The following is an 18,761-nucleotide window of genomic DNA, read 5'->3' as shown; positions in this document are numbered from 1 at the left end:
GCTTTCGGCCCGAACCGGAACAGGCGCCGCGCTTGCCCTCCGGCGGGCGCCGGACGGCCAGGTCTTCACCCGGGGCACCCCACCGCGATACGAGGGTTGCCGGCCAGCAAGCCGGGGCTGTGCGCTGGCACTCATGACCTGACTTCAGTGTAGGAATGGCGGCGGAGCCCTGGATAGCTTTGTGACGAAGATGAAGACGGCCGCCGTGACGGAGCATCCGGGGCGCCGCGTTCCGCGCCCCAGGACGTCCCATGACGGTTAGGGGAGCCTAAGCTGAGAGGTCCATCACAAAGTGCCAAGATGATGGCATGCGCATGGATCACGTCTCTTACGCCTGTGAACACGATGGCTTGGCAGCCACCACTGAACGTATTGCGTCTGCCCTCGGCGTTGAAGCCGTGAAGGGTGGAGTGCACCCCCGTTTCGGGACACGCAACATGATTATCCCGCTCGCGGGACACAAGTACCTGGAAGTCGTGGAGGTCCTGAACCACCCGGCCTCCGACAAGGCCCCGTTCGGCCAGGCCGTCCGGGCACGCTCCGAGGCCGGCGGCGGCTGGATGGGCTGGTGCGTCGAGGTTGACGACCTGGCCCCGTTCGAGGAGCGGCTCGGCCGCGCCGCCGTCAACGGCAACCGGAAGTTTCCCGACGGCCGCGAATTGGTCTGGAAGCAGATCGGCATCCTGGGGCTCATCGCCGACCCCCAGGTGCCATACATGCTCAAGTGGGAGGGCGACCCGGAGTTGCACCCGTCCAACGCCTACGCGAGCGATGTCAAGATGTCCGCACTGACCATTGCCGGTTCGGCCGAGCGCGTCACGGAGTGGCTGGGCGAACCGGTTGAAAAGCCGCTCGAAGACGTCGCCGTGAACTGGATCGCGCCGCACGGTACTCCCGGCATCCTCTCTGTCACCTTCGAGACCGCCTCCGGAGCGGTCACGATCTAACGCTCCACCCGCCCCACGCTTCGGCCGCCATCTCTTAGGTGCCAACGATGTCACCTAGGAGACGGCGGCCGAGATCATTTAAGGCCTGCTCCTAAAAGCAACGCGAGGCCACTTCGCGCCCGTCCGGGGGCTCCGGATGGGCCCGAAGGGACCCCGCCTTGCTTTGCGGGGAACTCAGCCCAGGCCCACGGCCTTGCCGAACAGGCTGAACCCCACGAACGCCACAGTGTCCAGGATGGCGTGGGCGATCACCAGCGGCATCACCCGTTTGGTCCGGATGTAGAACAGCGCGAAGACGACGCCCATCACCGCGTTGCCGATGAACGGCCCGAACCCCTGGTACAGGTGATAGCTGCCGCGGAGCAGGGCGCTGGCGGCGATGGCCGCCGGCACGCTCCAGCCCAGTTTCCCGAGCCGGTCCAGCAGGTACGCCACCACAATCACTTCCTCGACCACCGCGTGCCGGATCGCGGACAGGACCAGCACCGGCACGGTCCACCAGTACGCGTCCAGGGCACTGGGGATGATCGCCGTGGTGATCCCCAGCGCCCGGCCGGCGGCGTAGAGCCCCAGGGACGGAATGCCGATGAGCGCGGCGAGTCCGAGACCCTGCAGGAGGTCCTTGCCGGGCCGGGCGAAGTCGAAGCCGATCCTTCGGAACGCCGAGGTTCCGCGCTCACCGGCCGGCCAGTGCTCGGTGAGGAAATAGATCACGAGGGCCACCGGGACCAGGGCGAAGATGATGTCCAGCAACTGGTAGGTGAGGTCGAAGTATTCGCGTGCGCTCTGTGAGCGATTCAGGGTGGATGTCCCCTGGGCCAGCGGCGCCGTGGTCATCTTGTCCAGCAACTGCACCAGGGAGTAGATCGCGGACTGCCCCAGCGACAACCCCAGGACAATCAACACTTCGAACCGCAGCCGACGGCGGGAGGGAACCAACATGGTTCTATCTTGCCTGCACTTGCCGATAGTTTGCTGGTGCCCGCGGGGTGCCGGCCGCGCCGGCACCCCCGGCTTTTTGGGAGCCCTATGCTAGGGGATTATGAGTGCGCCCCGGAAAATCATCATGATCCGGCACGGCCAGTCTGCCGCCAATGCCGACACCTCGATCTACAACCGTGTTCCGGACTACCGGATCCCGTTGACCGCGCTGGGCCTGGAGCAGGCCACCGCGGCCGGGGAGGAGGTCCGGCGCCAGCTGGACGGCCGCCCCGTGTGCGTCTACGTCTCCCCTTACCTGCGCGCCTACCAGACCCTCGAGGCGCTGAATCTCGGCCCGCTCGTGGAGCGGGTGATCGAGGAACCGCGCCTGCGCGAACAGGACTGGGCCAACTTTCAGATCGCCGGCGACATCGAGGACCAGAAGGAGCTCCGCAACGCCTACGGGCACTTCTTCTACCGCTTCCGCGAGGGCGAGTCCGGTTCCGATGTGTATGACAGGATTTCTTCCTTCATGGAAACCCTGCACCGGCACTGGTCCCGGCCCGGCTATGCCCCGAACGCGCTGTTTGTGACGCACGGATTGACCATGCGGCTGTTCTGCATGCGCTGGTTCCACTGGTCGGTGGAATATTTCGAGTCCCTGAATAACCCCGAGAACGCCGAGGTCCGCACCCTGCTGCGCACTTCGCACGGCAAGTACGAGCTCGACAAGCCCTTCACGCAGTGGGAGAAGAGGCGCGTGGACGAGACCGTCCTCGACGCACCGCCCATGATGTTCTAGGGCGGCCCGTCCGGAGCCGGAGCCAGCCAGGTCAGCGGACCGGCCCGCTAACGGACCGGCTGCGCCACACCGGCGCGCCACACCGCGTGCGTCAGGGGGATGCCTGGCCGGTAGGCCAGATGCGTGGCGGAAGGCGCGTTGAGCAGGTGCAGGTCCGCGCGGTGTCCGACGGCGATCGAGCCCACCGCGCGTTCGCCGTCGGCGTCGTTCCCGGACTCCCGGCCCAGGGCCAGCGCGCCGCCGTAGGTCGCGGCGCGCACCGCCTCGTGGACGCTGAGCCGCATCTGCAGCACGGCGGTGGTGACGCAGAACGCCATGGAGCTGGTGTAGGACGTGCCGGGGTTGCAGTTGGAGGCCAGCGCCAGCTGCACACCGGCGTCGAGCAGTTCACGGCCGGGGGCCAGCGGCTGCCGGGTGGAGAGATCGCAGGCCGGCAGGCACGTGGCGACCGTGCCGCGCTGCCCGGATCCGGGCGTGCCGCTGCCGCCGGCGGCGTCCCAGCCGGACCAGCTGCCGGCAAGGGCATCGACATCCGCGGCCGAAAGGTAGTTCACGTGGTCCACGCTCGCGGCGCCGACTTCCACCGCCAGCCGGACGCCGGGGCCCTCGCCGAGCTGGTTGCCGTGGACGCGCAGCCCCAGCCCGGCGGCCTTGCAGGCCAGGAGCACCCGGCGGGACTGGTCCTCGTTGAACGCGCCCTGCTCGCAAAAGACGTCGGCCCAGCGGACGTAGGGCCGGACTGCGGTGAGCATCGGCCCGCAGACCAGCTCCGTGTATTCCTCCGCGTCCATCCCGGCGGGCACAAGGTGCGCCCCCAGGTAAGTGACCTCGTCCGCCACGGTGGAGGCGATGCGGGCGCTGCGGGCCTCGTTCTCGAGGTCCAGGCCGTAGCCGGTTTTGGTCTCCAGGTAGGTGGTGCCCTGCGACACGGCCTCCGCGACGCGGCCCATCGCCAGCCGGGTCAGGTCGAAGTCGCTCGTGCTCCGGGTGGCGCCGGTGGTGACGGCGATCCCGCCGGCACTGTAACTCTCCCCCGCCATCCGGGCCTCGAACTCGGCAGTGCGGTCCCCCGCGAAGATCAGGTGCGTGTGCGAGTCGACCCAGCCCGGGAGGAGCGCCCTGCCACCGGCATCCACCCGTTCGTCCGCGGCCGGGGCGTCGGCCGCGGGCCCGAGCCAGGAAATCCGCTCCCCCTCGATTACCACCGCCGCGTCGCGGAGGACGCGGTGTTCCGCGTCCTGGGTCATCAGTTCGGCGATATTGGTGATGAGGGTACTCATGGATCCATTCTTCAGCGCCGGATGGACCAGCGGGTCGCGGCCAGCGCCTCCGCTGTCCGGGATGCCGGACTGGCCTCGGTGGACGGGGGCACAGCCGGGGTCAGGGCCGGGGGCACAGCCGGGGTCAGGGCCGGGGCCAGGGCCGGGGCGGTGCCCTGGCCGGCGAGGATCAGCCCGGCGGCCAGTTCCGCGACGCCGGATGAGGTCTGGAATCCGTACCCGCCCTGGCCGGCGAGCCAGAAGAATCCGGTGGCCTCGGCGTCGAACCCCACCACCGGGACGCCGTCGGCCGCCTCCGTCCGCAGCCCCGTCCAGGCCGTGCGGACGTTCCGGATCCCGAGCGTCGTGACCTCGTTGAGCCGGGCGATGACCCGTTCGATGTCGCCGGGATAGGGCCGGGCGTCCTCGGGTCCGCTCGGCACGTGTTCGGCGGGCGAGATCAGGACCTGGCCGTTGTCCGGCCGGAAGTAGAAGCTGTCATCGGCCGCCGCCACCATCGGGCTGGCTTCCGGGAGGGGATTCTCGACGTCGACGATCGCCGCGGTGCGCCGGTACGGCTGCAGGCCGAGCTTCTCGACGCCGCTGAGGACGGCGAGCTCGTCGGCCCAGGCACCGGCGGCATTGACCACGACGGCGGACTGGAAGCCTTCCTGCCCGGCGCCCAGTTCCCAGCCGGTGCCCAGCCGCTGGGCGGAATGGACCCTGGCGCCGGTAATGATGTCCACGCCGCCGGCCACGGCGAGCCGCCGGTGGTCCTCGAGCAGCACAGGGGCGTTGCAGGCGAAGGACCCGGTGTCCAGCCCGGCGGCGCTGAACGAATCCGGGACCAGGGCCGGGCACAGATCCAGTGCCTCGGCGTGGGTGATCCGCTGCATGTGTCCGCTTGCCTCCGCCCGGACGGTGGCGTCGTCCCCGATCAGCATGAAGCTGCGCGGGGTGAGCACCGGTTCCGGACGTTCGGCGTCCTGGGCCGCGATGAGGTCGAGCGTCCGGACGGTGAGCTCCTGGACCACAGGCGGTCCGTAGCTGGGAATCAGTTGCCGGGCTGAGCGGGCCGAGGTGTGGTAGGCCAGGGTCTGCTCGGCTTCGATCAGGGCCACGCTGCAGTGCCCGGCCAAGGCGGAAGCAAGGGACAGGCCGGCGATCCCGCCGCCGACAATTACGACATCGTAATGAGCTGACATGATCCCATCCTTGCAGATCGTCGGGTCAGGTGATCACGTCCCGGTATCCGGCGTTTGCCGCAACCTGCGCCCGAGCGAGCAACGTCAATCGGGTCCCACAGTCATCACCTGCGCCGTTGTTGGGTCCCAGGGCGTTGAAATCCAGTGGCTCACGGTGTTCTCGGCACATGCCGTCTCCACGATTCCGAGTTTGGTGGCAACCTTCTTGGAATCCCGGTTGCTTGGATAAATTGTGCACACCGCCCCGGGACATGCCCTTCCATGGTCCGCACGACTGGACATGTCCCCCGTTGCGGCGTGCAGGCGCGGGACATGCCCCTCGTGGTCATGGCCGTTGGACATGTCCCCCGTTGCCCCGGGCCGGCCCGGGACATGCCCCTCGTTGGTCGTGGCCGTTGGACATGGTGGCATTATGTCCAGTCCTCGCTGCCGGAGCTGGACATGTCCCCCGTTGCGGCGTACCGGCCCGGGACATGCCGCTAGTTGGTCGTGGCCATTGGACAGAGTGGCATTATGTCCAGTCCTCGCTGCCGGAGCTGGACATGTCCCCCGTTGCCGCGTGCAGGCCCGGGACAGGCACTTCCCTGGTCCGCGCGCCTGGACATGTCCCCCGTTGCGGCGTACCGGCCCGGGACATGCCCCTCGTTGGTCGTGGCCATTGGACAGAGTGGCATTATGTCCAGTCCTCGCCGCCGGAGCTGGACATGTCCCCCGGCAAGCCAGAGGAGGATGCCGGGATGAACGGGCAAGGCCGGGGCAAGGCCGGGCAGGGTGGGGCCGGACCCGTGCTGAAAGCGGGGGCCCGGCCCGGCGATCAGGCGCTCTAGGCTGCTGCCACTGCTGCGCGGCTGCGCACGAACGCCTGGACGCAGGCCTCAACGTCGTCGGCGCTGTGTGCGGCCGAAAGCTGGACGCGGATCCGGGCGGCGCCCTTGGGCACCACCGGGTAGCTGAACGCCGTGACGAAGACACCGTTGTGGAGCATGGCATCGGCCACCTTGGCGGCCATGACGGCGTCGCCGAACATCACCGGGACAATGGCGTGCTCGCCGGGGAGCAGGTCGAAGCCTTCCTCGCTCATGCGGTTCCGGAAGAGCTCCGCGTTGGCGAAGAGCTTGCCGCGCAGTTCGCCGGAGTTTTCCACGAGGTCCAGGGCCTTGAGCGTGGCCGCGACGATCGCCGGGGCCAGCGAGTTGGAGAACAGGTAGGGGCGGGCCTTCTGGCGGAGCATCGCCACCACCTCACCGCGGCCCGAGACATAGCCGCCGGAGGCGCCGCCGAGGGCCTTGCCGAACGTGCCGGTGTAGATGTCCACGCGGTCCGAGACGCCGGCGTGTTCCGGCGTGCCGGCACCGGTGGCTCCCATGAAGCCCACCGCGTGTGAATCGTCCACCATGACCAGGGCGTCGTACTTGTCGGCGAGGTCGCAGATCGCTTCGAGCGGGGCCAGGAAGCCGTCCATCGAGAAGACGCCGTCCGTGACGATGATCTTGCGGCGGGCCGGGTTCTCCTGCGTGGTGGCCTCGATCAGCTTCGATTCGAGGTCCGCCATGTCCTGGTTGGCGTAGCGGAAGCGCTGGGCCTTGCAGAGCCGGATGCCGTCAATGATGGACGCGTGGTTCAGGGCGTCCGAGATGACGGCGTCTTCCGGGCCGAAGAGGGACTCGAACACGCCGCCGTTGGCGTCGAAGCAGCTGGAGAACAGGATGGTGTCCTCGGTGCCGAGGAACGCCGAGACACGCTTTTCCAGTGCCAGGTGCAGGTCCTGGGTGCCGCAGATGAAGCGCACGCTGGCCATGCCGAAGCCGCGCTCGTCCATGGCCGTCTTCGCCGCGGCGATGATGTCCGGGTGGTCGGCGAGGCCCAGGTAGTTGTTGGCGCAGAAGTTCAGCACGTCGGCGCCGGACTCGCCGATCTGCCCGGCCTTGATGCGGTTGGCCTGCGGCGAGTCGATGTGCCGCTCGGTCTTGAACAGACCGGCGCTGCGGATCTCATCGAGTTCGTGCTGCAGCTGGTCCTTGATGGCTGAATACATGGGTTGGCTCCTCGGCTGGTTGGATGCGGGGGCGGAATACTGTGCGTGGAAGGCGGTGTCCGGCAGGGGCCCGGAAGCGCGCGGTCAGGAAAGGGGCCTAGAAAACGGTCCAGTCGAGGACCACCTTGCCGCCGACGCCGGCGCGGGCCACCTCGAAACCCTTTTCCCAGTCGGTGGCCGGCAGCGTGTCCGTGACCACGGCCGAGATGTTTGCGTGCAGGGCAGGGTTGGAGGAGAGCATGGCGCTCATCGCGTACCAGGTCTCGAACATTTCGCGGCCGTAGATGCCCTTCATGGTCAGCATGTGCGTGACCACCTTGCCCCAGTTGATGTCGATGGACTGGCTGGGCAGTCCCAGCATCGCGATCCGGCCGCCGTGGTTCATGTTGTCGATCATCTCAGGCAGCGCGGTGGGGTGTCCCGACATTTCCATGCCGATGTCGAAGCCTTCGCGCATGCCGAGTTCGCGCTGGGCGTCCTTGACCCGCATTTTCGAGACGTCGATCGCGAGGTCGACGCCGAGCCTGCGGGCCAGTTCCAGCCGGGGCGCGGAGACGTCGGTGATCGCGATCTTGCGGGCGCCCGCGTGCCGGGCGACGGCGATCGCCATCAGGCCGATGGGTCCGGCGCCGGTGATCAGCACGTCCTCGCCGACCAGCGGGAAGCTCAGGGCGGTGTGAACGGCGTTGCCGAAGGGGTCGAAGATGGCGCCGAGTTCCGGGGTGACGGAGGGGTCCTGGTGGACCCAGACGTTGGTCTCGGGGATCACCACGTACTCGGCGAAGGCGCCGTCGCGCTGGACGCCGACGCTGACGGTGTTGATGCACATCTGCCGGCGGCCGGCGCGGCAGTTGCGGCAGATTCCGCAGACGATGTGGCCTTCGCCGGAGACCCGGTCCCCCACCTTGACGTCCAGGACGTCCTCGCCGGTCTCCACGACCTCGCCGTAGAACTCGTGGCCGGCGATCAGGGGGGCGTTGATGATGCCCTGCGCCCAGGCGTCCCAGGCCTGGATGTGCAGGTCCGTGCCGCAGATGCCGGTGGTCATGACGCGGATCTTGACGTCCCCGGGGCCGGTCTCCGGCTCGGGACGGTCGACGAGCTCGAATCCTGCGTGGGCGCCGGCTTTGTAGAGAGCCTTCATGGGCCTTCCTAACTGTGCTTTTGGGGTCCTGCTCCGCGCGTTCTGTTCCGCGTGTTCTGTTCCGCATGCGGGGCGGGCGTGTGGGTCAACTCACCCATTAGACCCACCAGAAAGCATTAGCACAACCGAATTCTTCTCAATCGACGAATTAGCAATTGCTGTTGCATAGAATGGCTGGCATGGAAATCCACCAGCTGGAGATGTTGCGCGAACTCGGAGCACTGGGCAGCGTCAAGGCCGTCGCCGAAACCCTCCTGGTGACGCCGTCGGCCGTGTCCCAGCAGCTGGCCGCACTGCAGAAGACCGTGGAGGTGCCGCTGACCCGCAAGGAGGGCCGGAACCTGGTGCTCACGGAGGCCGGGCAGGTGCTGGCGGACGCCGGGGCCGCGGTGGTCAGCGCGATGGCGGATGCGAAGATGGCGATCGGCGCCTACCACGGCTCGCCGGTGGCGCCGGTGACGCTCAGCGGTTTCCACAGCGCCGGGCAGGCATTGTTCGCGCCGCTGGCCCGGCTGCTGGACGGCCCGGGCCAGCCGCGGATCCTGCTCTCCGACGAGGACGTCGCCCAGCAGGATTTCCCGGCCCTGACGGCGCGCTACGACCTGGTCCTGGCGCACCGGATGGACCACAGCCCGCGTTGGCCCGAGGAACGCGTCGCGGTGATCCCGCTCGCGCATGAGCCGCTGGACGTGGCGCTGCCGGCCGGGCACCGGCTGGCCGGCCAGCGGGCGGTGACGGCGGACGACGTCGTGGGCGAACCGTGGGTGACGAGCCGCGCCGGCTACTCCCCCGCCGACGTGCTTTCCGCCGTCGCGGCGGTCTCCAGCCGTGAGCTGAACATCGTGCACCGCATCAACGACTACTCGACCGTGGCGGCGCTCGTGGCGGCCGGCGGCGTGATCGGCCTGCTGCCGCGGCACACCGCGCGGCCTGTGCTGAACCCGGACATTGTGCTGCGGCCGCTGGAGGGCATCAGCACCCGGCGCCGGATCGACGTCCTGGCCCGGCCGGAGAACCTTAAACGCACATCGGTCATGATGGTCTGCGAAGCACTGCAGACCATCATGACCGATTTAGTGGGCGGCTAGGGGCTAGCCCTCGACGCCGAGGCGCTGGAGGATCAGCTCGCGCACGCGGCCGGCGTCGGCCTGCCCGCGGGTGGCCTTCATGACCCCGCCGACGATCGCGCCGATCGCCTGGACCTTGCCGCCGCGGATCTTGTCCGCGACGCCGGGCTGCGCGGCGAGGGCCGCGTCGATCGCTTCGAGCAGCGGGCCGTCGTCGGAGACCACGGCGAGGCCGCGCTTCTCGACGATTTCCGCCGGGGTGCCTTCGCCGGCGAGCACGCCGTCCAGGACCTCGGAGGCCATCTTGTTGTTGATCTTGCCGTCCTCAACCATCTTGTTCAGTTCCACGATGGTGGCCGGGTTGACGCCCAGCTGGCCGGGATCGACGTCGGCGTTCTTGGCGCGGCCGACGATCTCGCCCATCCACCATTTGCGGGCCACGGTGGCGGTGGCGCCGGCTGCGATGGTTTCCTCGATCTCGTCCATGACGCCGGCGTTGACGACGTCGCGGAACTCCAGGTCCGAGTAGCCCCAGTCGGCCTGCAGCCGCTTGCGGCGCGCGGCCGGCGGCTCGGGCAGGGTGGCCCGGAGCTCCTCGACCCATTCGCGGGACGCGGTGATCGGGACCAGGTCAGGTTCCGGGAAGTAGCGGTAGTCGTCGGCGTCGGACTTGGCCCGGCCCGACGTCGTGGTCCGCGTGTCCTCGTGCCAGTGGCGGGTTTCCTGGATGACCGGCTCGCCGGAGTCCAGCACGGCGGCGTGCCGCTGGATCTCGTAGCGGACCGCGTGTTCGACGGCGCGCAGCGAGTTGACGTTCTTGGTCTCCGAACGGATGCCGAAACGTTCGCGGCCGTGCGGGCGCAGCGAGACGTTGGCGTCGCAGCGGACGTTGCCGCGCTCCATCTTCGCGTCCGAAACCCCGAGGTTCTTGACGATCTCGCGGACGGCGGCCACGTAGGCCTTGGCGAGTTCGGGGGCGCGGCTGCCGGCGCCCTCGATCGGCTTGGTGACGATCTCGACCAGCGGCACACCGGAACGGTTGTAGTCCACCAGGGAGTAGTCCGCGCCCTGGATGCGGCCGGTGGCGCCGCCCATGTGGGTCAGCTTGCCGGCGTCCTCCTCCATGTGCGCGCGTTCAATCTCGACGCGGAACACGGTGCCGTCGGACAGCTCGATGTCAAGGTAGCCGTCGTAAGCGATGGGCTCGTCGTACTGGGAGGTCTGGAAGTTCTTCGGGGTGTCCGGGTAGAAGTAGTTCTTCCGGGCGAAGCGGCAGGTCTCGGCGATCTTGCAGTTCAGCGCCAGGCCGATCTTGATCGAGGACTCGATCGCGGTCTTGTTCACCACCGGCAGCACGCCGGGCATGCCGAGGTCCACCTCGTTGACGTTGGTGTTCGGCTCATCGCCGAAGACGTTCGGCGCGGAGGAGAACATCTTGGTCTTGGTGTTGAGCTCCACGTGGACCTCGAACCCAAGGACGGGATCGTACTTGTCCATCGCCTCTTCGAAGCTGAGGGTTGCGTCAGTCATTAGTGTGAGCCTCCGTGGCTTGAAACGGCAGAATCAGTGAGCGAGGGGGCCTTTTCCAGCAGCGGGCCGCCCCACTGCGCCTCGAGCAGGGATTCCAGGACCGCGCCGACGCGGTACAGGCGGGCATCCTGGCGGGCCGGGGCCAGGAGCTGGATGCCCACGGGCAGTCCGTCCTCGTCGGCCAGGCCGCCGGGCAGGGACAGGCCGGGGACGCCTGCCATGTTCGCCGGGATGGTGGCGACGTCGTTGAGGTACATCGCCAGCGGGTCGTTGAGCTTCTCGCCGAGCTTGAACGCCGTGGTCGGCGCCGTCGGGGAAATCAGCACGTCGGCCTTTTCGAAGGCGGCGTCGAAGTCGCGCTGGATCAGGGTGCGCACCTTCTGGGCCGAGCCGTAGTAGGCGTCGTAGTAGCCGGCGCTCAGGGCGTAGGTGCCCAGGATGATGCGGCGCTTGACCTCGTCGCCGAAGCCGGCGGCGCGGGTGGCGCCCATGACCCGCTCGATGGTCATGGGACCGTCCTTGGGCAGGACCCGCAGGCCGTAGCGGACGCCGTCGAACTTGGCCAGGTTGGAGGACGCCTCGGACGGCATGATCAGGTAGTAGGCGCCCAGGGCGTACTTGAAGTTGGGGCAGGAGACCTCGACGATCTCGGCGCCCGCGCCCTTGAGCAGCTCGAGGGATTCGTTGAAGCGGTTCTCGACGCCGGCCTGGTAGCCCTCGCCGTGGAGCTCCTTGATGATGCCGATCTTCATGCCCTCGACGTTGCCGGTCCGGGCCGCGGCCACGAGGTCCTCGAGCGGGTCCGGCAGCGAGGTGGAGTCGCGCGGATCGTGCCCGCCAATCACCTGGTGCAGCAGGGCCGAGTCGAGAACCGTGCGCGAGACCGGGCCGATCTGGTCCAGCGAGGAGGCCATGGCGATGGCGCCGTAGCGGGAGACGCCGCCGTAGGTGGGCTTGACGCCGACCGTGCCGGTGACGGCGCCGGGCTGGCGGATGGAACCGCCGGTGTCCGTGCCGAGGGCCAGCGGGGCTTCGAAGGCCGCGACGGCGGCAGCGGAGCCGCCGCCGGAACCGCCGGGGATGCGGTCCAGGTCCCACGGGTTGTGCGTGGGCCCGTAGGCGGAGTGCTCGGTGGAGGAGCCCATCGCGAATTCGTCGAGGTTCGTCTTGCCCAGGATCGGCATCTTGGCGGCGCGCAGGCGCTCGACGACGGTGGCGTCGTAGGGGCTGTGCCAGCCTTCGAGGATCTTCGAGCCGGCCGTGGTGGGCTGCCCGATCGTGACGATGAGGTCCTTGACGGCGATCGGGACGCCCGCGAGGACGTGGAGCTCTTCGGCGGCGGCACCGCCGGCGGCGCGGATCGCATCCACTTCGGCGGCGACGGCGAGCGCCTCGTCGGTGTTGACGTGGAGGAAGGCGTGGACTTTGCCGTCGACGGCGGCGATGCGGTCCAGGTAGGCCTGGGTGACCTCGACGGCGGTGATCTCGCGGGCGGCCAGCTTCTCGGCGAGCGCAGCGGCGGAGAGGCGGATCAGTTCGTTGTTCTCAGTCATGGTCTTAGTCCTCATCCAGGATTGCCGGGACCTTGAAACGGCCTTCGTACGCGTCGGGGGCACCGGAGAGGGATTGCTCGGCCGTAAACGTGTGGCCCACGACGTCCTCGCGGAACACATTGGTCAGCGGAATCGGGTGGGACGTGGCCGGGACGTCATCACCGGCGGCTTCACTGACGGACTTCACTGAATCCACGATGACGGCGAGTTCGCCGGCCATCCTGTCCAGCTCTTCAGCACTCATCTCGATGTGCGCGAGTTGCGCGAGATGCGCGACGTCGTCGCGGTTGATCGCAGCCATGGATCTCCCCTGCAAGGTATGGATAATTTTCCGTCCCAGTCTACGTGGGTTGGACGGTGGTTACTGTCCGCCGCCTGGAACGACGACCACAAACAACGCGGGGTCACTTACGGTCCATCCGGAGGTCCCGAATGGGCCGTAAGTGACCCCGCGTTGGTTGGTGTTGTTGGGAGTGGTTAGCCGATGCCGATGGCTCCGGTGAGCACTCCGACGCCGAGCATCACCAGGGAGATCACGGCCGTGCGCCACAGGACCTTCTTGTGGTGGTCGCCCAGGTCCACCTTGGCGAGGGAGACCAGGAGCAGGATGGCCGGGACCAGGGGGCTCTGGAGGTGGAAGGGCTGGCCGGTGATGGAAGCGCGGGCCATGTCGGCGGCGCTGACGCCGTAGTGGGCCGCCGTTTCGCTCAGGACCGGCAGGACGCCGAAGTAGAAGGCGTCGTTGCTCATGAAGAACGTCATCGGGATGCTCAGGACGCCGGTGATCACGGCCATCAGCGGACCCATGTCCGACGGGATGATCTGGACCAGCCATTCCGACATGGCCTTGACCATGCCCGTGCCGTTGAGGACGCCGGTCAGGACCGAGGCGGCCATGACCATGCTGACGACGGCGACGATCGAGGGAGCGTGCGCGATCAGCTGGGCGCTCTGGTCCTTGACCTTGGGGAAGTTGACCAGCAGGGCGATGGCGGAGCCGACCATGAAGACGAACGGAAGCGGAATGACGTTGGCGACGAGCGTCACCATGACCGCGACCGTGAGGCCGAGGTTGAACCAGAACAGCTTGGGACGGAGGGTCTTGCGGTTGGGGTCCAGGGCGGTGTCGGCCATGGCGGAGTCGCGGTCGTCAACGAGGGAATCGGCGCGCTCCAGCACTGCAACGGACGATCCTTCCGGGGAGAGCCCGGCGGGCGAGGCGCCGGGGCCCTTGCGGCCGCGGCGGATTCCGGTACCGCCGGCCGCGCTGCCGCCGGCTGCGCCGTCTGCGTCGCCGTCGAAGGCTGCGGCTGTATCCGGGACACCCCAGATCTCGGGGGCGACGGCGCGGAGGCGGTTGCGTTCCTGCAGGCCGAGCAGCCAGGAGAAGACCAGCACGACGATGAGCCCGGCGATGAGGGACGGGACCATGGGCACGAAGACATCATTGACGTCGAGCTTCAGCGCGGAGGCGGCGCGGGCGGTCGGGCCGCCCCAGGGCAGGATGTTCATGGTGCCGTTGGCCAGGCCGGCCACGCAGGTCAGGACCACGGGGCTCATCTTCAGCCGCAGGTAGACCGGCAGCATCGCCGCGGTGGTGAGGATGAAGGTGGTGGAGCCGTCACCGTCGAGGGAGACCGCTGCCGCGAGGATGGCCGTGCCCAGGACCACCTTGGCGGGGTCGTTGCCGAGCTTGCGCAGGATGAACCGGACCAGGGGGTCAAAGAGCCCGACGTCGATCATCAGCCCGAAGTAGATGATCGCGAACATCAGCAGCGCGGCGGTGGAGGTCATGGATTTCATGGAGTCCATGACCATCGGGCCGATCCCGAGGCCCGCGCCGGCGAAAAGCCCGAAGACTGTGGGAACAATGATGAGCGCCAGCACCGGCGTCAACTTCTTCGTCATGATCAGCACCATGAATACCGCGATCATGGCGAATCCTAGTAATACCAGCACGGCCGGCTCCTTCTTCGTTGAATGACACCACTCCGGTGTGATGCGCACTACAGACGTTAGAGTGGCGCCCGTCACGACTGGGCCTTTGGCTCAATTGATTGGCATACTGCTTATTGGATGCATTTTGCGCATTTTGCTCACGTCCGTACCAACCCCAGGCAGGAGCCCGATGAAGCGCCGCACAGCTCTGCCGGCCCTGCGCTTTTCGACCCAGACACTGCTGCTGCAGCTCGGCGTCGTGGCGCTGGTGGTGCTGCTGAGCAGCGCCGTCCACGCCTGGCTGAGCTATGACCGGCTGGGCCGCGAGGCGGAGAACCAGGCGCTGACCCTGGCCCGGACGGTGGCCTCTGACCCCTCAGTGCGGGCAGAGGTCCAGTCCATCAGCGCTCTTCCCGCCGCTCCCCCGGCCGCCGAGTTGTTGGCCGGTCCGTTGATGGCTGCCGCGGAGGGTGCCCGCACCCGCACCGGGGCCCTGTTCGTGGTCATTACGGACGAGACCGGCATCCGGCTGGCGCACCCCGACGCGGAGCGGCTGGGCGAAAAGGTCAGTACCGACCCCTCGGACGCCCTCGCGGGCCGGGAGGTCACCACGCGGAACACGGGCACGCTGGGCCCGTCCGCCGGCGCCAAGGTCCCGGTGTATGCCCCGGACTCGACGGCGGTGGTGGGCGAGGTGAGCGTGGGCTACTCCACCGAGACGATCAGCCAAAGCCTGGCCCGGGACATCATCCCCATCGCCGTCACGGCCGCCGGCGCGCTGCTGGCCGGCGTGCTCGCCTCCTTCCTGCTGCGGCGGCGGCTCCAGCGGCTGACCCTCGGGCTCGAACCCGAGGAGATCAGCACCCTCGTGCACGACCAGGTGGCCGTGTTGCAGGGCGTCGACGACGGCGTGATCGGCGTTTCGGCCGACGGCAGGGTCAGCGTTTTCAACGCCGCCGCCCAGCGGCTGCTCGGTGTCCCGGACCTCGCGGGCACGGCCTGGGCCGCCGCACCGGTCCCGGAGCAGCTCAAGGCCCTGACCCGGGCCGATGCGGCCGAGGGCGAGGCGGTGGAACTCGTGGCCGGCGGCCAGGTGCTGGTGGTGAGCGCCCGCAAGGCCCTGCACGGCCGCGAGGACCTTGGCTGGGTGGTGATGCTGCGGGACCGGACCGAGCTGCAGCAGCTGACCCGCCAGCTGGACGCCGTCGGCACGATGTCCGCGGCATTGCGGGCGCAGCGCCACGAGTTTGCCAACCAGCTGCACACGATCGCCGGGTTCATGAGCATCGGGGAGCCCCAGCAGGCCCAGGACTATCTCGCCAAACTGGCCGGCACCGGGCCGCTGGCATTCCCGGTGGACCAGGCCGAGCTGCTCCAGGACCCCTACCTGCAGGCCTTCCTCGGTGCCAAGGGCGTCGAGGCGGACGAGCGCGGCGTGAGCCTCCGCCTCGGCCCGGAATCCTTGGTCCGCGGCCGCGTCACCGAACCCCAGGACGTCACCACCGTCCTGGGGAACCTGATCGACAACGCCGTGAACGCCGCCGTCGCCGGTTCCGCGGCCGAGCGCTGGGTGGAAGTCGAAGTGCTGGACGAACCGGGCATCAACGGAGGCACCGGCACACTCCACATTGTGGTGGCCGATTCCGGCGACGGCCTGGGCGGCGGAATGACAGCCGCCGAGACCGAGGGGGTCTTCGCGGAGGGCTACACGACCTCGGTCCGGCCCGCGCGCCCTGGCGGAGGGCAGGGCCTGGGGCTGGCGCTGTCCCGGCAGCTCGCGCGCCGCCGCGGCGGAGACGTGCGGGTGCTCGAGGCCGGCTCCCCCGGCGGCCCGGGCGCCGTTTTCGTGGCCACGCTGCCGGGAACCACCGAACCGGGGCCAACGCTGCCGGGAAATACCGAACCTGGAATCACTGAAGCAAACCGGGAGGACAACGATGTCTGAGGATTTCAGGGTGCTGATTGTCGACGATGATTTCCACGTCGCCAAGCTGCATGCCGCCTATGTGGATTCGGTGGCCGGCTTCCTGGCGCTGCCGCCGGCCGGCTCGGCGTCCCAGGCGCTGCAGGCCATCCACAGCCTCCGCCCGGACCTGGTGCTGCTGGACGTCTACCTGCCGGACGCCTCCGGCCTGGACCTGCTGCACCAACTGGACGTCGACACCGTGATCCTCAGCGCGGCCTCGGACACGGCCTCGCTGCGCCTCGCGTTCCGCCGCGGGGCACTGGGCTACCTGCTCAAGCCCTTCACAGCCGAATCTCTTTCACAGCAGCTGCGCTCCTATGCACGCTACCGCCGGATCCTGGCCCAGCCGGGCTCCGTCAGCCAGGAGACGGTGGAGCGCGCCAAGCGCGCCCTGATCCCGGGCGACGTCGTCGCCTCGGCACGTCCCCGCTCCGCCACCGAGGCCGCGGTGCTGGAATCCCTGGTGCCGGGCGAGCAGTATTCGGCCGCCGACGTCGCCGCCCGGGTCGGCGTGTCCCGGGCCACCGCCCAGCGGTATCTGTCCGCGCTGGCGGACGACGGCGCCGTCGACATCCAGCTGCGCTACGGCACCACCGGGCGGCCCGAGCACCGTTACGGAATCCCCGCCCCGGCCGCCCGCTAGGCGCCGCGACACAAGCAGCGAAGCCAACCTAGGCGCCGTCGGGCTCCTTCTGTGCCGCCGCCTGCTCCGCCTGCACGGCCCTGTGGATGTTGCCGTGGATCATGTCCACCCCGATGCGCTCGATCACGCCGTCGCGCTCCAGGACCGCCCGGACCGCGGGCTTCAGCCGGGTCAGGCGCAGGTTGACCCCGGCCTCCCGGGCGAGGATGACGATGTCCGCCACCTTTGCCGCCCCCTGCGAGTCGACGAAGTTGATCCCGCCGCAGTCGAGCACGATCCCGGTGAGCCCCGGCGTCGACTGGATGACGTCGCGCAGGCGGTCCTCCAGTGCATCGGCCGTGGCGAAAAACAGGCCGCCGTCGAACCGGATCACGGCAATGCCGGGAACTTTCTCGTCGCCGGGATGCTCACCGGCATCGCGGAAGACCTGGGTACCGGGCTCGCGGCCCAGGTCGGGCATCTCCGGATGGGTCGCCACCCGGACGAGCCAGATGAGCGAGAGTCCGATTCCAATGACGACGCCCGCCAGCACGCCGAAGATGAGGGTCCCGATGATCGCCGCGACCGCAATCCAGAAGTCGAACTTCTGCACGCGGGCCAGCCGCCGCAGCTCGGGCACGTTCATCATGCCCATGACGACGGCCTCGATAATCAGCGCCGCCAAAACCGGTTTGGGGAGGATCGAGAACAGCGGCGCCAGGAAGAGCAGCGTGAGCAGCACGGTGATGCCCGAGGTGAGGGAGGCCAGTCCGGTCTTCGCCCCCGAGTGGTCGTTCAGCGAGCTCGCGGACAGGCTCGTCGAGACGGGCATCCCCTTGAAGAGACCCGAGGCGATGTTGGCCATTGACTGGGCAATGGATTCCTGGTTGATGTCGATCTGGTAGCGGTGTTTGGCAGCGAACGCCCTCGCATCCCCGGCGGTCTGGGAGAAACCGATCAGGACCAGCGCCACCGCCGCGAGCGCCACGGTGCCGACGTGGTCCCACATGAGCTGACCGTCCGGGACCTGCAGCGAGGGCAGCCCGCTGGGTACGTCGCCTACCAGGGCCACGCCTTTGGCCCCGAGACCGAAGAGCGCCTCCGCCGCCAGTCCGCCCACCACCAGGACCAGGGCGCCGGGGACTTGGGGAGCGATGGCTTTCAGCCCGAAGACGACAGCCAGCGCGATGACCCCCACCACCACGGTGGTCGGCTGCGCCTCGCCCAGGGTGCCCAGCCAGGACCACAGCTCCTGGAGCGGGTTGGAGCCGGTGACCTCGGTCCCGGTGAGTTTGGGGAGCTCGCCGATCACGACGTCGATCGCCGCGCCGAAAAGGAAGCCGGTGACCACGGCCTTCGAGAGGAACTGCGCGATCCAGCCCATCTTGAAGACGGCAAGAATCAGGAACAGGATCCCGGAGGCGAGGGTGATTCCGGCAACGAACGAGGCGATATCCTGCTCGCCGGTGATGCCTGCCGCGAGCACGGCGCTCGCGGCCACCGCCGCCAGGCCCGAGCTCGGGCCCATCGAGATCTGCCGGCACGTGCCGAAGATCGCGTACACGATGGCGCCGGCGGCCGCGGCATACAGCCCGTTCTGCAGCGGAATCCCGGCGATGCCTGCGTACCCGAGGTTCTTCGGAACGATCAGGGCCGCGACGGTGACCCCGGCAATCAGATCGCCGCGCAGCCACGAGCGGTCATAGGAGCGGAACTGGCCGATGAGGGGGATCCTGGCGGGCCCCTGCCCGGGTGCCTTGGTCATGCGCTCT

15 protein-coding genes and 1 riboswitch are annotated in these 18,761 nt (G+C 68.5%); of the genes, 5 read left to right on the top strand and 10 right to left on the bottom strand.

Annotated elements, in window-relative coordinates; genetic code table 11:
* Positions 1–23: 23 nt before the first annotated feature.
* Positions 24–139: riboswitch (SAM riboswitch) on the bottom strand.
* 169 nt (positions 140–308) lie between these two features.
* On the top strand, positions 309–947 hold the full coding sequence (locus AC1D1A_RS11455; RefSeq protein ID WP_223914077.1) for a VOC family protein: 639 nt from the start codon (positions 309–311) through the stop codon (positions 945–947).
* Positions 948–1,121: 174 nt separating this feature from the next.
* On the opposite strand, the gene AC1D1A_RS11450 is transcribed toward AC1D1A_RS11455, so the two are convergent.
* Positions 1,122–1,889: a CPBP family intramembrane glutamic endopeptidase gene (locus tag AC1D1A_RS11450; RefSeq protein ID WP_476872749.1), complete on the bottom strand. Its 768-nt coding sequence runs from the start codon at positions 1,887–1,889 to the stop codon at positions 1,122–1,124.
* A gap of 100 nt (positions 1,890–1,989) precedes the next feature.
* Between AC1D1A_RS11450 and AC1D1A_RS11445 the strand changes: the two genes are divergently transcribed.
* Positions 1,990–2,670 carry a histidine phosphatase family protein gene (locus AC1D1A_RS11445; RefSeq protein WP_028278302.1) on the top strand — a complete coding sequence of 227 codons (681 nt, stop codon included), beginning with the start codon at positions 1,990–1,992 and terminating at the stop codon, positions 2,668–2,670.
* Positions 2,671–2,717: 47 nt separating this feature from the next.
* Here AC1D1A_RS11445 and AC1D1A_RS11440 read toward each other — a convergent pair whose 3' ends face one another.
* The 4 genes from AC1D1A_RS11440 to tdh all read right to left on the bottom strand — a co-directional run bounded on the left by AC1D1A_RS11440 (position 2,718) and on the right by tdh (position 8,313).
* On the bottom strand, positions 2,718–3,950 hold the full coding sequence (locus AC1D1A_RS11440; RefSeq protein ID WP_476872748.1) for an amidohydrolase family protein: 1,233 nt from the start codon (positions 3,948–3,950) through the stop codon (positions 2,718–2,720).
* An 11-nt stretch (positions 3,951–3,961) separates the two neighbouring features.
* The gene (locus tag AC1D1A_RS11435; protein WP_476947774.1) at positions 3,962–5,134 is read right to left on the bottom strand and encodes an NAD(P)/FAD-dependent oxidoreductase; all 1,173 of its coding nucleotides are present in this window, start codon (positions 5,132–5,134) and stop codon (positions 3,962–3,964) included.
* Positions 5,135–5,957: 823 nt separating this feature from the next.
* A complete protein-coding gene (locus AC1D1A_RS11430) occupies positions 5,958–7,169 on the bottom strand; it encodes a glycine C-acetyltransferase (protein ID WP_243179652.1) in 1,212 nt (403 codons plus the stop codon).
* Between the two features lie 97 nt (positions 7,170–7,266).
* Positions 7,267–8,313 (bottom strand): L-threonine 3-dehydrogenase, encoded by a 1,047-nt coding sequence (gene tdh / locus AC1D1A_RS11425; RefSeq protein WP_223914081.1) that lies wholly within the window; start codon positions 8,311–8,313, stop codon positions 7,267–7,269.
* 179 nt (positions 8,314–8,492) lie between these two features.
* On the opposite strand from tdh, the gene AC1D1A_RS11420 reads away from it, so the two are divergent.
* Positions 8,493–9,401 (top strand): LysR family transcriptional regulator, encoded by a 909-nt coding sequence (locus AC1D1A_RS11420; protein WP_018774590.1) that lies wholly within the window; start codon positions 8,493–8,495, stop codon positions 9,399–9,401.
* Positions 9,402–9,404: 3 nt separating this feature from the next.
* Here the strand turns inward: AC1D1A_RS11420 and gatB are convergent, their stop codons facing one another.
* The 4 genes from gatB to AC1D1A_RS11400 all read right to left on the bottom strand — a co-directional run bounded on the left by gatB (position 9,405) and on the right by AC1D1A_RS11400 (position 14,422).
* Positions 9,405–10,910 (bottom strand): Asp-tRNA(Asn)/Glu-tRNA(Gln) amidotransferase subunit GatB, encoded by a 1,506-nt coding sequence (gatB, locus tag AC1D1A_RS11415; RefSeq protein WP_476947773.1) that lies wholly within the window; start codon positions 10,908–10,910, stop codon positions 9,405–9,407.
* Positions 10,910–12,463, bottom strand: coding sequence for an Asp-tRNA(Asn)/Glu-tRNA(Gln) amidotransferase subunit GatA (gene gatA, locus AC1D1A_RS11410; protein WP_476947772.1), 1,554 nt, complete (start codon positions 12,461–12,463; stop codon positions 10,910–10,912). The genes gatB and gatA overlap by 1 nt, the downstream gene beginning before the upstream one ends.
* Positions 12,464–12,467: 4 nt before the next feature.
* On the bottom strand, positions 12,468–12,764 hold the full coding sequence (gene gatC / locus AC1D1A_RS11405; protein WP_026537696.1) for an Asp-tRNA(Asn)/Glu-tRNA(Gln) amidotransferase subunit GatC: 297 nt from the start codon (positions 12,762–12,764) through the stop codon (positions 12,468–12,470).
* Positions 12,765–12,940: 176 nt separating this feature from the next.
* Positions 12,941–14,422, bottom strand: coding sequence for a CitMHS family transporter (locus AC1D1A_RS11400; RefSeq protein ID WP_476871585.1), 1,482 nt, complete (start codon positions 14,420–14,422; stop codon positions 12,941–12,943).
* A gap of 169 nt (positions 14,423–14,591) precedes the next feature.
* Between AC1D1A_RS11400 and AC1D1A_RS11395 the strand changes: the two genes are divergently transcribed.
* Together AC1D1A_RS11395 and AC1D1A_RS11390 are read left to right on the top strand one after the other, a co-directional pair.
* Positions 14,592–16,346: a sensor histidine kinase gene (locus AC1D1A_RS11395; RefSeq protein ID WP_476947771.1), complete on the top strand. Its 1,755-nt coding sequence runs from the start codon at positions 14,592–14,594 to the stop codon at positions 16,344–16,346.
* Positions 16,339–17,010, top strand: a complete 672-nt coding sequence (locus AC1D1A_RS11390; RefSeq protein ID WP_476849361.1) for a response regulator — start codon at positions 16,339–16,341, stop codon at positions 17,008–17,010. Before AC1D1A_RS11395 ends, AC1D1A_RS11390 begins: the two co-directional genes overlap by 8 nt.
* 28 nt (positions 17,011–17,038) lie before the next feature.
* Here the strand turns inward: AC1D1A_RS11390 and AC1D1A_RS11385 are convergent, their stop codons facing one another.
* Positions 17,039–18,754, bottom strand: coding sequence for a SulP family inorganic anion transporter (locus AC1D1A_RS11385; protein ID WP_476849360.1), 1,716 nt, complete (start codon positions 18,752–18,754; stop codon positions 17,039–17,041).
* Between the last annotated feature and the right edge of the window lie 7 nt (positions 18,755–18,761).

This window comes from Arthrobacter sp. P1_B9 (genome assembly GCF_056406495.1).
Note: the sequence above shows the minus strand (reverse complement) of the source record. Positions and strands in the feature narration are given on the sequence as shown.

What these genes read in the sequence shown, in the direction of transcription:
- gatB (WP_476947773.1), bottom strand. Translation starts at nt 10,910, where the DNA reads ATGACTGACGCAACCCTCAGCTTCGAAGAGGCGATGGACAAGTACGAT.
- AC1D1A_RS11420 (WP_018774590.1), top strand. Translation starts at nt 8,493, where the DNA reads ATGGAAATCCACCAGCTGGAGATGTTGCGCGAACTCGGAGCACTGGGC.
- tdh (WP_223914081.1), bottom strand. Translation starts at nt 8,313, where the DNA reads ATGAAGGCTCTCTACAAAGCCGGCGCCCACGCAGGATTCGAGCTCGTC.
- gatA (WP_476947772.1), bottom strand. Translation starts at nt 12,463, where the DNA reads ATGACTGAGAACAACGAACTGATCCGCCTCTCCGCCGCTGCGCTCGCC.
- AC1D1A_RS11395 (WP_476947771.1), top strand. Translation starts at nt 14,592, where the DNA reads ATGAAGCGCCGCACAGCTCTGCCGGCCCTGCGCTTTTCGACCCAGACA.
- AC1D1A_RS11450 (WP_476872749.1), bottom strand. Translation starts at nt 1,889, where the DNA reads ATGTTGGTTCCCTCCCGCCGTCGGCTGCGGTTCGAAGTGTTGATTGTC.
- AC1D1A_RS11435 (WP_476947774.1), bottom strand. Translation starts at nt 5,134, where the DNA reads ATGTCAGCTCATTACGATGTCGTAATTGTCGGCGGCGGGATCGCCGGC.
- AC1D1A_RS11385 (WP_476849360.1), bottom strand. Translation starts at nt 18,754, where the DNA reads ATGACCAAGGCACCCGGGCAGGGGCCCGCCAGGATCCCCCTCATCGGC.
- AC1D1A_RS11440 (WP_476872748.1), bottom strand. Translation starts at nt 3,950, where the DNA reads ATGAGTACCCTCATCACCAATATCGCCGAACTGATGACCCAGGACGCG.
- AC1D1A_RS11455 (WP_223914077.1), top strand. Translation starts at nt 309, where the DNA reads ATGCGCATGGATCACGTCTCTTACGCCTGTGAACACGATGGCTTGGCA.
- AC1D1A_RS11390 (WP_476849361.1), top strand. Translation starts at nt 16,339, where the DNA reads ATGTCTGAGGATTTCAGGGTGCTGATTGTCGACGATGATTTCCACGTC.
- AC1D1A_RS11445 (WP_028278302.1), top strand. Translation starts at nt 1,990, where the DNA reads ATGAGTGCGCCCCGGAAAATCATCATGATCCGGCACGGCCAGTCTGCC.
- gatC (WP_026537696.1), bottom strand. Translation starts at nt 12,764, where the DNA reads ATGGCTGCGATCAACCGCGACGACGTCGCGCATCTCGCGCAACTCGCG.
- AC1D1A_RS11430 (WP_243179652.1), bottom strand. Translation starts at nt 7,169, where the DNA reads ATGTATTCAGCCATCAAGGACCAGCTGCAGCACGAACTCGATGAGATC.